This window comes from Streptomyces sp. CRN 30 (assembly GCF_034105845.1).
In genome coordinates, this window is record NZ_JAVRHI010000491.1 from 1 (window position 1) to 12888 (window position 12888).

12 protein-coding genes and 1 tRNA gene are annotated in these 12888 nt (G+C 68.6%); 2 read left to right on the forward strand and 11 right to left on the reverse strand.

Features of this window, described 5'->3' with window-relative positions:
- The 10 genes from rpoB to UW392_RS55300 form a co-directional block, all read right to left on the reverse strand.
- A partial coding sequence (gene rpoB / locus UW392_RS55255) for a DNA-directed RNA polymerase subunit beta (RefSeq protein WP_320783060.1) occupies nt 1–2208 on the reverse strand: 2208 nt, incomplete at its 3' end.
- Between the two features lie 563 nt (nt 2209–2771).
- Complete coding sequence (gene rplL, locus UW392_RS55260; RefSeq protein WP_320783061.1) at nt 2772–3161, reverse strand: 50S ribosomal protein L7/L12; 390 nt, start codon at nt 3159–3161, stop codon at nt 2772–2774.
- 115 nt (nt 3162–3276) lie between these two features.
- Nucleotides 3277–3807 (reverse strand): 50S ribosomal protein L10, encoded by a 531-nt coding sequence (gene rplJ / locus UW392_RS55265; RefSeq protein ID WP_320783062.1) that lies wholly within the window; start codon nt 3805–3807, stop codon nt 3277–3279.
- A gap of 287 nt (nt 3808–4094) precedes the next feature.
- Entirely contained in the window at nt 4095–5144 is a 1050-nt protein-coding gene (locus tag UW392_RS55270) for a hypothetical protein (RefSeq protein ID WP_320783063.1), read from the reverse strand.
- Nucleotides 5145–5253: 109 nt separating this feature from the next.
- Nucleotides 5254–6108 carry a hypothetical protein gene (locus tag UW392_RS55275; protein ID WP_320783064.1) on the reverse strand — a complete coding sequence of 285 codons (855 nt, stop codon included), beginning with the start codon at nt 6106–6108 and terminating at the stop codon, nt 5254–5256.
- Nucleotides 6109–6238: 130 nt separating this feature from the next.
- Nucleotides 6239–6964, reverse strand: a complete 726-nt coding sequence (rplA, locus tag UW392_RS55280; RefSeq protein WP_320783065.1) for a 50S ribosomal protein L1 — start codon at nt 6962–6964, stop codon at nt 6239–6241.
- An 85-nt stretch (nt 6965–7049) separates the two neighbouring features.
- Complete coding sequence (gene rplK, locus UW392_RS55285) at nt 7050–7484, reverse strand: 50S ribosomal protein L11 (RefSeq protein WP_006130605.1); 435 nt, start codon at nt 7482–7484, stop codon at nt 7050–7052.
- A gap of 170 nt (nt 7485–7654) precedes the next feature.
- A complete protein-coding gene (nusG, locus tag UW392_RS55290; protein WP_320783066.1) occupies nt 7655–8503 on the reverse strand; it encodes a transcription termination/antitermination protein NusG in 849 nt (282 codons plus the stop codon).
- A gap of 79 nt (nt 8504–8582) precedes the next feature.
- Nucleotides 8583–8870: a preprotein translocase subunit SecE gene (gene secE, locus UW392_RS55295; RefSeq protein WP_320783067.1), complete on the reverse strand. Its 288-nt coding sequence runs from the start codon at nt 8868–8870 to the stop codon at nt 8583–8585.
- Between the two features lie 108 nt (nt 8871–8978).
- Nucleotides 8979–9051, reverse strand: a tRNA-Trp gene (locus tag UW392_RS55300).
- A 272-nt stretch (nt 9052–9323) separates the two neighbouring features.
- Between UW392_RS55300 and UW392_RS55305 the strand changes: the two genes are divergently transcribed.
- Nucleotides 9324–10550, forward strand: coding sequence for a pyridoxal phosphate-dependent aminotransferase (locus UW392_RS55305; protein ID WP_320783068.1), 1227 nt, complete (start codon nt 9324–9326; stop codon nt 10548–10550).
- Nucleotides 10551–10675: 125 nt separating this feature from the next.
- The gene (locus tag UW392_RS55310; protein ID WP_320783069.1) at nt 10676–11731 is read left to right on the forward strand and encodes an adenosine deaminase; all 1056 of its coding nucleotides are present in this window, start codon (nt 10676–10678) and stop codon (nt 11729–11731) included.
- A 7-nt stretch (nt 11732–11738) separates the two neighbouring features.
- On the opposite strand, the gene UW392_RS55315 is transcribed toward UW392_RS55310, so the two are convergent.
- A complete protein-coding gene (locus UW392_RS55315) occupies nt 11739–12794 on the reverse strand; it encodes a UDP-N-acetylmuramate dehydrogenase (protein ID WP_320783070.1) in 1056 nt (351 codons plus the stop codon).
- Nucleotides 12795–12888: the final 94 nt, after the last annotated feature.

A 12888-nucleotide genomic window follows, 5' to 3' on the forward strand; every position in this document is an offset into this window, starting at 1 on the left:
GATCGAGGAGAGGACGTCGTCCTGCACGAGGCGCTGCGACAGGATGATCGCGTCCTCGTAGTTGTGACCCTCCCACGGCATGAACGCGACCAGCAGGTTCTTGCCGAGCGCCATCTCGCCGTTCTCGGTGGCCGGACCGTCGGCCAGGACCTGGCCGGTGATGATCCGGTCGCCCTCGTTGACGATGACCTTCTGGTTGACCGAGGTGCCCTGGTTGGAGCGGGCGAACTTGGCCAGGCGGTACGTGATGTACGTGCCGTCGTCGTTGGCGGTGGTGATGTAGTCCGCGGAGACCTCCTGGACCACACCCGGCTTCTCGGCCTTGACCACGTCGCCGGCGTCGACCGCGGAGCGGTACTCCATGCCGGTGCCGACGAGCGGGGACTCGCTCTTGATCAGCGGCACGGCCTGGCGCATCATGTTCGCGCCCATGAGGGCACGGTTGGCGTCGTCGTGCTCCAGGAACGGGATCATGGCGGTCGCGACCGACACCATCTGGCGCGGCGAGACGTCCATGTAGTCGACGTCCTCGCCGGTGACGTAGTCGACCTCGCCGCCGCGGCGGCGGACCAGCACGCGGTTCTCGGCGAACCGCATGTCGTCGTTGAGCGTGGCGTTGGCCTGCGCGATGACGAAGCGGTCCTCCTCGTCGGCGGTCAGGTAGTCGACGTCGTCGGTGACCTGGCCCTCGACGACCTTGCGGTACGGCGTCTCGACGAAGCCGAACGCGTTGACGCGGCCGTAGGAGGCGAGCGAGCCGATCAGACCGATGTTCGGGCCTTCGGGCGTCTCGATCGGGCACATGCGGCCGTAGTGCGAGGGGTGCACGTCACGGACCTCGAAGCCGGCCCGCTCACGGGAGAGACCGCCGGGGCCCAGCGCCGAGAGACGACGCTTGTGCGTCAGCCCCGACAGCGGGTTGTTCTGGTCCATGAACTGCGACAGCTGGCTGGTGCCGAAGAACTCCTTGATGGAGGCGACGACCGGCCGGATGTTGATCAGGGTCTGCGGCGTGATCGCCTCGACGTCCTGGGTGGTCATCCGCTCGCGGACGACGCGCTCCATACGGGCCAGACCCGTGCGGACCTGGTTCTGGATGAGCTCGCCGACGCTGCGCAGACGACGGTTGCCGAAGTGGTCGATGTCGTCGGTCTCGACGACGACCGGCTGGCCGTTGTCGCCGACGGTCTCGGTCTCACCGGCGTGCAGCTTCACCAGGTACTTGATCGAGGCGATGACGTCCTCGACGGTCAGGATGCCCGCGTCCAGCGGAGCGTCCGCACCCAGCTTCTTGTTGACCTTGTAACGGCCGACCTTGGCGAGGTCGTAGCGCTTCGGGTTGAAGTACAGGTTCTCAAGAAGCGTCTGCGCGGCCTCACGCGTGGGGGGCTCGCCCGGACGCAGCTTGCGGTAGATGTCGAGCAGCGCGTCGTCCTGGCCCTGGGTGTGGTCCTTCTCCAGGGTGGCGCGCATGGACTCGTACTCGCCGAACTCCTCCAGGATCTGCTCGGTCGTCCAACCGAGGGCCTTGAGGAGCACGGTCACCGACTGCTTGCGCTTGCGGTCGATGCGGACACCGACCATGTCGCGCTTGTCGATCTCCATCTCCAGCCAGGCACCCCGGGACGGGATGATCTTGGCGGAGAAGATGTCCTTGTCGGACGTCTTGTCGATGCTGGAGTCGAAGTACACGCCCGGGGACCGGACGAGCTGGGACACGACGACACGCTCGGTGCCGTTGATGACGAAGGTGCCCTTGTTGGTCATGAGCGGGAAGTCGCCCATGAAGACCGTCTGGGACTTGATCTCGCCGGTCTCGTTGTTCGTGAACTCGGCGGTGACGAAGAGCGGGGCGGCGAACGTGAAGTCGCGCTCCTTGCACTCGTCGATGGAATTCTTCGGCGGCTCGAAGCGGTGGTCGCGGAAGGTCAGCGACATCGACCCGGAGAAGTCCTCGATCGGCGAGATCTCCTCGAAGATCTCTTCCAGACCGGACTTGGTGGGGACGTCGTGACCGGACTCCAGAGCCTCCTCGACGCGAGCCTTCCAGGCGTCGTTGCCGAGCAGCCAGTCGAAGCTCTCGGTTTGCAGCGCGAGAAGGTTCGGAACCTCGAGGGGCTCCTTGATCTTTGCAAAGGAGATGCGCAGCGGGGCGGTGCTGGCGGCGTTGTTCGTATTCGCGGTCGAGGCATTGCGCGAGGCGGCCAAGAGGGGGTCCTTCCGAGGGCTCGGACTCACTACGCGCGTACCGGTCCCCCTCTTATACACAGAGCCAGATTCCCCATTTTGGCCCATTTGGCCAGGTCAGAGGCGGTCCGGTCATCGATGCTCAAGCGAGGGTATGCCCCTGGTGACGGGCAGGGAGCAGCTAACAGGCAGCGCAAAGGGTCAGTGTAGCCACTTGGCACACTGATGTCCAGTCCCGCTCTGCGGAGCGCCTCACTACCCTCATCTCAACGTCTGCGGCATGCCTGCCCTACAACGCACGTTGATACTGCCCTCTTCGCCGCCGATCCATGCCTCGGAACCCGGATCGTTGTGACGACGCGTCCTGAGAATTGCGCGCTGCGTGCGGTTCGTCAAGGCCCCCCTTGCCCGAACCGGGGCGCTCGAAGACACAACGAAGATCACCATACCCCGCACACGGAGGGTCGCAAGGCAACCACGGCGGGGGTCCGGGAACGCCGAAGAGCGACCACCCGGATGGATGATCGCTCTTCGGTGCGTACGCGTTACAGCCTCAGGAGGCTGTTTTCGGTCGCCAGAAGGTCTTACTTGACCTCGACGGAGGCGCCGGCGCCCTTGAGGGACTCGGCGGCCTTCTCGGCGGCGTCCTTGGCGACCTTCTCCAGGACGGGCTTCGGGGCGCCGTCCACGAGGTCCTTGGCCTCCTTCAGGCCGAGGGAGGTCAGCTCACGCACGACCTTGATGACCTGGATCTTCTTGTCGCCGGCACCGGTGAGGATGACGTCGAACTCGTCCTTCTCCTCCTCCTGCGCGGCGGCGGCGCCACCGGCGGCACCACCGGCGACGACGACCGGCGCGGCAGCGGCGGCGGTGACGTCGAACTTGTCCTCGAACGCCTTCACGAACTCGGAGAGCTCGATGAGGGTCATCTCTTCGAACTGCGCGAGCAGGTCTTCCTGGCTGAGCTTCGCCATGATGGCGGTCCTTCCACTAATTCGGCAGGTGCCGGATGTACGGGGTGAGGCGGGCGTACGTCGGGCCCGCTGCGACCGTTGCCGCTAGGCGGCGCGGGTCAGAAAGCGAGCCGAATTACTCGGCACCGCCCTGCTCGTCCTGCTTGGCACGGAGCGCGTCCACGGTGCGGACGAGCTTCGACGGCAGCGCCTGGAAGACGGAGGCAGCCTGAGACTGCTTCGCCTTGAAGGCACCGGCCAGCTTGGAGAGCAGAACCTCGCGGGACTCGAGGTCCGCAAGCTTCTTGATCTCGTCGGCGGACAGCGCCTTGCCGTCAAGGACACCGCCCTTGATGACGAGATTCGGGTTGTCCTTGGCGAAGTCGCGCAGACCCTTCGCCGACACCACCGGGTCACCGGTGATGAAGGCGACAGCCGTCGGACCACTGAAGTAGTCGTCCAGCGTCGAGATCCCGGCCTCGTTGGCCGCAATCTTGGTCAGCGTGTTCTTCACCACGGCGTACTGGGCGTTCTCACCGAGCGACCGGCGCAGCGTCTTGAGCTGCGCCACGGTGAGACCGCGGTACTCGGTCAGCACGGCGGCGTTCGAGTTGCGGAACTGATCCGTCAGCTCGGCAACCGCGGCAGCCTTGTCGGGCCTCGCCATAGAGCCTCGGCCTCCTTCCGGGTGATTCGGACCGCGCGGACCCGAAGGAGGACTGGGGAAAACGAAACGCCCCGGCGCAGGCGCACGGGGCGTAGCTCGACCGCGAACGGGAGCTTCTCCAATGTCACCTGCGCGGGTCGTCCGCTGTTCAGCGGATCCTTCGGCCACCGCACTCTCTTTCGAACGTGCGGCAACGACCAGCGGTCTTTGGCTTCTCTGAGAAGGTACCCGACCGGATCGCCGTCAGGCAAATCCGGTCATCGCCCCGCATCCGGGCCGGCCGCGGCTCAGGCGCCGGTGTCGAGCTTCTCCAGCTCGGCGAGCTCCTTGTCCAGCTCCGCCAGTTCCTTGTCGAGGTCGGCGAGGTCCTCGTCGAGCCCCTCGGTGGCCTCGTCCAGGCCCGTCCCGCCCAGATCGGTCTCGTCGAGACCCTCCAGACCCTCCAGGCTCTCGCCCAGGTCCTTGAACATCTCCATGAGGTCCGCGGTGTCACCGGCGGGCGGAGCCTCGACCTGGGCCTTGGCGCCGTAGTCCGACAGCTTCATGCTCATGTCGATGGCGCCCTCGGGCGACTCGATCGTGACGTCCATGCGGACCGGCAGGTCGTTCTCGTCGACCCAGACCTCGGTGTCGTAGCCCTTGATGCCCGCTTCCTTCACGCTCGCGAGCAGTTCCTTGCGCTCCTCGGGCTTGAGCACGTCCAGGCTCTCGTTGCTGTCCATCATCTCCTTGACGGTCAGCGTGCCCTTGTAGTGCTCGGCCTGGACGCCGTCGACCTTCTCCTGGCCGACGTGCTTCAGGTTGGGCGAGTCCAGCAGCATGGCGAGCTGCTGCGCCGGGTCCTGGTCCATGTTCTCCAGGCCGGAGGTGACCTCCTTGGCCAGTTCCTCGTCACCGGAGGCCTCCGCGGCGGCCTTCAGGTCGAACTTCATCCAGCGCTTGCCGTCCATGTCCTTGGCGGCCTCGGCCCCCATGTCCATGTACATGACGTCGTCCAGCATGATCATGCGCATCTTGTCCGGGGCGTCCGGGTCGGAGGCGAACGCCGAACCGGTCATCGTCAGGTCCATGACGGCCGGGTCCCACCCCATGACGCCGGTCATCTTCATGTCGCCGCCGCCGTCCATCGACGCCGGCATCGACATGGTCATGTCGACCTTCGCGGACTTGGCCTCGACGGTCTTCTCGTACGCCGCCGTCATCACCTGCAGCGCCGACCGCGAGGAGCCGGAGGCCCCGTCCTTCTCCGCACCGCAGCTCACGGCTCCGCCGGCCAGCACGAGTGCCGCGATACCGGCGAGCGTCGCCCCGCCCCGCTTGCGCATGGAGATCCCCATCGTTCCCCCCAAGGAACACCAGAAACGGATTGTTGAAAATATGAAAACCCTGTGAGCTTAACCCAAGAGCAGGTCAAGTCCCGCCCCTCTCACCGCCGCCTCCCCTCGCTCACCCCGCGTCTCCCGCCAGCAGCTCCGACACCTCCGCGGTGTCCTCGACGGGCGGGCGCCGCGTGGGAACCCGGACGCCGTAGTCGCGGTAGTGGGCGGTCTGGGTCACCTCGCCGTCCGGTGTGCGCGCCCGCTCCACCTTCTTCACCAGCAGGTCCCGGTCGTCGATCCACACCTCGACGGTCTGCCCGAAGACCCCGGCTTCCGCGCCGTCCGCGCTTTCGACGGTGCCCGCGTAACGCGTTGCGGCCCGGCCGCGCACCCGCTCCACGCCGACCTCCCGTACGTCGGCCGAGTCCAGCAGCGACCTCAGGGACCGGTCGGGGGTGGACGCCCGTATCTGGTCGCCGAGCTGCGCCCGCGAACCGCCGGCGACGTCGTCCAGCTCCTCGTAGGGGTATCTGACCCAGTGTCGGCCGCCGGTCTTCGCGGCGAAGGCGTCGCCCATCCGCGCGTAGTAGGCGTCGGGCAGGTAGCGCGCCTGTATCGATGTGCTTCCCAGCTCGCGCATGGTGTCGGCGAGCGCGCCGCCGGTATGGGTGAGGGTCAGGGTGCCGGTGACCCCGTCGGACCAGCCGAGGACGCCCTCCGCCGTCAGGGAGACCGTCGAGCCGATCCGCGTCGAGGACTCGACGCGCGCGGACCGGGCCGCCCGGGTGGCCCGCTCGGCGTCCCGCAGCCCGGCCGTCACGGCGGCCGCGGGCGACGTACGCGCACGGCCGCCGGAGCCCTCCGCGCCCTCGGAACCGCCGACGGCCCCGCAGGCGCCGACGACCACCCCCACCACTGCGGCCAGGACGGCCAGCACGAGCGACACCCGCCCCGCCGGCCACCGCATGCCCGTCCATGTCATCGAACCCCCCGACCTCCCGTGACAGAAAGGTAACGCAGGGCACTGACAATGGAGCCGGATACGGGAACGGGCCCCGCACCCTGGGAGGGGTGCGGGGCCCGTGAACCGGTCGGGCGAGCCTTCAGAGGGCTCAGACCGCCGCCGGGTCCTCCTCGGTGAGGAGGTTGCGGGTGCGGTTGGAGTCGAGCGGAATGCCGGGGCCCATCGTGGTGCTGATGGCGGCCTTCTTGATGTAGCGACCCTTGGCGGCGGACGGCTTCAGACGGAGGATCTCCTCCAGGGCCGCGCCGTAGTTCTCCACCAGCTTGGTGTCGTCGAACGACGTCTTGCCGATGATGAAGTGCAGGTTCGCGTGCTTGTCGACACGGAACTCGATCTTGCCGCCCTTGATCTCGGTCACGGCCTTGGCCACGTCCGGGGTCACGGTGCCCGTCTTCGGGTTCGGCATCAGACCACGCGGGCCGAGGACGCGGCCGAGACGGCCGACCTTGCCCATGAGGTCCGGGGTGGCGACGACGGCGTCGAAGTCCAGACGGCCCTTCGCCACCTCGTCGATCAGTTCGTCGGAGCCGACGATGTCGGCGCCGGCGGCGGTCGCGGCCTCGGCACGGTCACCGGTCGCGAAGACCAGGACCCGGGCGGTCTTACCGGTGCCGTGCGGGAGGTTCACGGTGCCGCGGACCATCTGGTCGGCCTTGCGCGGGTCGACACCCAGGCGGAAGGCGACCTCGACGGTGCCGTCGAACTTGCTCGTGGAGGTCTCCTTGGCGAGACGGACGGCCTCGAGCGGGGCGTACTGCTTGTCCCGGTCGATCTTGGCGTCCGCAGCGCGGAGAGACTTGCTGCGCTTGCTCACTACTGCTCCTGTTGGCTTGAAGAGGAGTCGTGGTCCGGGCCGAGCAGGCCCTGCCACTACTGCTGCTTGCTTACGGGGGTGGAGGTCAGCCCTCGACCGTGACGCCCATGGAACGGGCGGTGCCGGCGATGATCTTCTCGGCGGCGTCCAGGTCGTTGGCGTTCAGGTCGGGCATCTTCGTGGTGGCGATCTCACGGACCTGGTCGCGCGTGATCTTCGCGACCTTGGTCTTGTGCGGCTCGCCGGAGCCCTTCTCCACACCCGCGGCCTTGAGGATCATCTTCGCGGCCGGCGGGGTCTTGGTGATGAAGGTGAAGGAGCGGTCCTCGTAGACCGTGATCTCCACCGGGATGACCCAGCCACGCTGCGACTCGGTCGCGGCGTTGTAGGCCTTGCAGAACTCCATGATGTTGACGCCGTGCTGACCCAGCGCCGGGCCGACCGGCGGAGCCGGGTTCGCGGCACCGGCCTGGATCTGGAGCTTGATGAGCCCCGTGACCTTCTTCTTCTTGGGAGGCATAGCTCTCCGGGTCCTTTCGGTTCGGGTCCTGCCTGTGTCCGGAGCAGCCACTCCGGACACAGGCATACCGCACAACGATAACGGGTATAGATGCGCGGCCAAAAACCGAGCAGGTCAGGCGGCCCGCGAGGGCCTGCCTGACCTGCTCGGACGTCTCAGCTCTCGGGGAGCTAGTTCTTCTGGATCTGGTCGAAGCTCAGCTCGACTGGCGTCTCACGGCCGAAGATCTCGACGAGGCCCTTGACCTTCTTCGAGTCGGCGTTGATCTCGTTGATCGTCGCCTGCAGCGTGGCGAACGGGCCGTCGGTGACGGTGACCGAGTCGCCGACCTCGAAGTCCAGCACCTGGACCTCGACCTTGCGCTGCGGAGCCGGCTTGCCCTCGGCCTCGGCGGCCTCGCGGGCGGCCTTCTCCTCGGCCTCGGGGGCGAGCATCTTGACGATCTCGTCCAGGGTCAGCGGGTACGGGTCGTAGGCGTTGCCGACGAAGCCGGTGACGCCGGGGGTGTTGCGGACGACGCCCCAGGACTCGTTGGTCAGGTCCATGCGGACCAGGACGTAACCCGGCAGCTTGTTCTGGCGGATCGTCTTGCGGTCGCCGTTCTTGATCTGGACGACCTCTTCCTGCGGCACCTCGGCCTGGAAGATGTAGTCCTCGACGTTGAGCGAGACGGCGCGCTGCTCCAGGTTGGTCTTCACGCGGTTCTCGTAGCCGGCGTAGGTGTGGATCACGTACCACTCGCCGGGCAGGACGCGCAGTTCCTGGCGGAGCTTCTCGACGGGGTCGACGTCGTCCTCGGGCTCGTCCTCGGCCTCCGCCTCGTCGGCGGCTTCCTCGGCGCCCGCGGCGTCGTCGTCGGTCTCGTCCGCGGCGTCGTCGGTCTCGTCCGCGGCGGCATCGGCAGCCTCGGCCTCGGGGGAGGCCTCGGTGTCCTCGTTGTCCGCGCCCGCGACGGCGTCGAGCTCGTCCTCGACGGACTCGACAGGCTCGAGGGCGTCGTTCACGTTCGGGTCAGACACGGTGGCTGCTTCTTCCTGGATACATGGGGTGGAACACGCGAAAGGAGCGCCGGGTACCTCGGCGCTCTTCGCTCATGGGTCAGCCGAACACGTACTTGGCCGCGTGGCTGAGCCCATAGTCAATCACGGTGACCAGGCCGATCATGATGACGACGAAGATGATCACCACAGTGGTGTAGGTCGTCAGCTGATTGCGGCTGGGCCAGACGACCTTGCGGAGCTCCGCGACGATCTGGCGGTAGAAGAGCGCCAGACGCTTCAGCGGGCCCTTCTTGGCACGCTTGCCGCCCTTGCGCTGCTTCTTCTTGGAGTCCGGCGCCTCGTCCTGGGCATCAGGCGTATCGATGGAGCCCACGGCGTCCGTCACTCGTCCTCACCTGATTCCGGGTCGTGGCCGTGCCGCGCCCGGTCTGAGCCGCACGGCGGTGCATTGCTGTACGTACATGCGCACACATCCTGGCGAAGGTGTGTGTAGCAGGGCCGGAGGGACTTGAACCCCCAACCGCTGGTTTTGGAGACCAGTGCTCTACCAATTGAGCTACGACCCTTTGCGTGTCCCCCAACGTACCGCATCCGCCCGGGTGCTTGGAGTGCACCGGTTGAACGCGGGCTGCTGGAGGCCGACGAGGTGAGAGTGTACGTGCTTCGGCGCCGGGCGTCGAACAGAAAGTGCCCGTGAAGGGCCCGGTCCGGCCAGGCCGACCGAAGATCGCCCAGGCCGGAGGGTGGTTAGGGACTGATGTTCGCGGCTCCGTCCGGACCTGCTCAGTCTGTGAAACCCGTATGCCGGGCAGGTTTCCGGTCTGGAACGATGGGGTGCATGAGCGCTGCAACCCCTCCCACCGAGCGCCGGGTCTCCGCCCGAGTCGGCGCGATCTCCGAGTCCGCCACCCTCGCCGTCGACGCCAAGGCCAAGGCCCTCAAGGCCGCCGGGCGTCCGGTGATCGGCTTCGGCGCCGGCGAGCCCGACTTCCCGACGCCCGACTACATCGTCGAGGCGGCGATCGAGGCCTGCAAGAACCCGAAGTACCACCGGTACACCCCGGCCGGCGGCCTCCCCGAGCTGAAGGCCGCGATCGCCGCGAAGACGCTGCGCGACTCCGGCTACGAGGTCGACGCGTCCCAGATCCTCGTCACCAACGGCGGCAAGCAGGCGATCTACGAGGCGTTCGCCGCGATCCTCGACCCGGGTGACGAGGTCATCGTCCCGGCCCCGTACTGGACGACGTACCCCGAGTCGATCCGCCTCGCCGGCGGTGTCCCGGTGGAGGTCGTCGCGGACGAGACCACCGGCTACCGGGTCAGCGTGGAGCAGCTGGAGGCGGCCCGCACGGAGAAGACGAAGGTCGTCCTCTTCGTCTCCCCGTCGAACCCGACCGGCGCCGTCTACTCCGAGTCCGAGACCGAGGCGATCGGCCGCTGGGCCGTCGAGCACGGCCTGTGGGTCCTGACCGACGAGATCTACGAGCACCTGGTCTACGGCGGCGCCTCCGCCGTGTCGCTGCCGGCCGTCGTCCCCGAGCTGCGCGACAAGTGCGTCGTGGTCAACGGCGTCGCCAAGACGTACGCGATGACCGGCTGGCGCGTCGGGTGGGTCATCGGCCCGAAGGACGTGGTGAAGGCCGCGACCAACCTCCAGTCGCACGCGACCTCCAACGTCTCCAACGTGGCGCAGGCCGCCGCGCTCGCCGCCGTCTCCGGTTCCCTGGACGCGGTGGCCGTGATGCGCGAGGCGTTCGACCGCCGCCGCAAGACGATCGTGCGGATGCTCAACGAGATCGAGGGCGTGCTCTGCCCCGAGCCGGAGGGCGCGTTCTACGCGTACCCGTCGGTCAAGGCGCTCATCGGCAAGGAGATCCGCGGCCGCCGCCCGCAGAACACGGTGGAGCTGGCCGCGCTCATCCTGGAGGAGGCCGAGGTCGCGGTGGTGCCCGGTGAGGCGTTCGGCACACCGGGGTACCTGCGGCTGTCGTACGCGCTGGGCGACGAGGACCTCGTCGAGGGCGTGAGCCGCGTCCAGAAGCTGCTGGCGGAGGCGCGGGACTGAGTCCCGCCCCGCCGTCGGACAGGCCCACCCGGAGTGTCACGGGTGGGCCTGTTCTTTTGTGCGAGCAAGACCACGTACGGGGAACCGGCTACCGGGACCCGCGCGGCGTACGGCAAGATCCTTGGATGGAGCGTGTACGTGATGTCTCTGAGCTGCCGAAGGCCCATCTGCACCTGCACTTCACCGGGTCGATGCGCCCCGCCACCCTGCTGGAACTCGCCGACAAGCACGGCGTCCGCCTGCCCGACGTTCTGACCGAAGCGCTGTCCGGCGGCCATTCGCCCAGCCTGCGGGCGACCGACGAACGCGGCTGGTTCCGTTTCCAGCGGCTCTACGACGCGGCCCGTTCGTGCCTCAGAGAGCCCGAGGACATCCAGCGGCTGGTGCGCGAGGCGGCCGAGGAGGACCTCCGGGACGGCTCGGGCTGGCTGGAGATCCAGGTCGACCCGACGTCGTACGCGCCGCGGCTGGGCGGACTGATCCCGGCCCTGGAGATCATCCTGGACGCGGTGGACACCACGGTGCGGGAGACCGGCCTCGGGATGCGGGTGCTGGTGGCCGCCAACCGCATGAAGCACCCGCTGGACGCCCGCACCCTGGCCCGGCTGGCCGTGCGCTACGCGGACCGGGGCATCGTCGGCTTCGGACTGTCGAACGACGAGCGCCGCGGTATGGCCCGCGACTTCGACCGGGCGTTCGCCATCGCCCGGGACGGCGGGCTGCTGTCCGCGCCGCACGGCGGCGAGCTGACCGGCCCGGCCTCGGTGCAGGACTGCCTGGACGACCTGGGCGCCGACCGCATCGGGCACGGCGTACGGGCCGCGGAGGACCCCCGGCTGCTGAAGCGGCTCGCGGACCGGCAGGTGACCTGCGAGGTGTGCCCGGCGTCCAACGTGGCGCTCGGGGTGTACGAGAAGCCGGAGGACGTCCCGCTGCGCACGCTGTTCGACGCGGGGGTGCCGATGGCGCTGGGCGCGGACGACCCGCTGCTGTTCGGCTCGCGACTGGCGGCACAGTACGAGCTGGCGCGCCGGTACCACGCCTTCACGGACGCCGAACTGGCCGAGCTGGCCCGGCAGTCGGTGCGCGGCTCGGCGGCCCCGAAGGACGTGCAGGAGAAGCTGCTCTCCGGGGTCGACAGCTGGCTCGCCGCGCCGCCGGAGGCGGAACCGGCCGGGTGAGCGTCGCTCAGAGGCCGACCCCGACCGTCACCGGCTCGTTGACCAGGGTGACGCCGAAGGCGTCGCGGACACCGGCGACGACCTCGCGGGCCAGCGCGAGGAGGTCCTCCGTGGTGGCCCCGCCCCGGTTGGTGAGGGCGAGGGTGTGCTTGGTGGAGATGCGGGCGGGGCCGGTGCCGTAGCCCTTGGTGAAGCCGGCCCTGTCGATCAGCCAGGCCGCCGAGGTCTTCGTACGGCCCTCCCCCGCGGGGTAGGCGGGCGGCTCCACGCCCTCGCCGAGCCGCTCCCGCACGCGCGCGCGGAACGCGGCGAACTCCGCGTCGGTGAGGATCGGGTTGGTGAAGAACGACCCGGCCGACCAGGTGTCGTGGTCCTCGGGGTCGAGGACCATGCCCTTGCCCGCACGGAGCTTCAGGACGGTCTCGCGGGCGGCGTCCAGGGCGACCCGGTCGCCGGGCTCGACGCCGAGGACCCGCGCGGTCTCCGCGTACTTCACCGGCCCGGAGAGACCGCCCGCGTCCTGGAGGGCGAAGCGGACGCGCAGGACGACGTACCGCTCGGGTTCGGCCTTGAAGCGGCTGTGGCGGTAGGAGAACGCGCACTGCTCGTTGGTGAGGGTGACCGTCTCCCGCGCGGTGCGGTCGTAGGCGACGACCTCGGTGATGGTGGAGGCGACCTCCTGGCCGTACGCCCCGACGTTCTGGATGGGTGTCGCGCCGGCCGAGCCGGGGATGCCCGCGAGGCATTCGACGCCCGCGAGTCCCGCCTCGACCGTGCGTGCGACGGCGTCGGTCCAGACCTCGCCGGCGGCCAGCTCCAGGCGGGTGCCGTCGAGGGCGAAGCCCTTGGTGGCGACGGCGAGTGCGGTGCCGTCGAAGCCCTTGTCTCCGATGACCAGGTTGGACCCGCCGCCGATCACCAGCAGGGGCGTGCCGCTGTCGTCGGCCTCGCGGACGGCGGCGATCACCTCGGCGTCGGTGACGGCGGTGACCAGCCTGGTCGCGGGGCCGCCCAGCCGGAAGGTGGTCAGCGGGGCGAGGGGGGCGTCGTGAAGTTCCTGCACGCGCCCAAGACTACGAGACGCCACCGACAGCGCCACGGCGCCCGGAAGGCCCGGCCGCCGTGGCCGGGCCTTCCAGGTGCTCACGCGCGCGTGG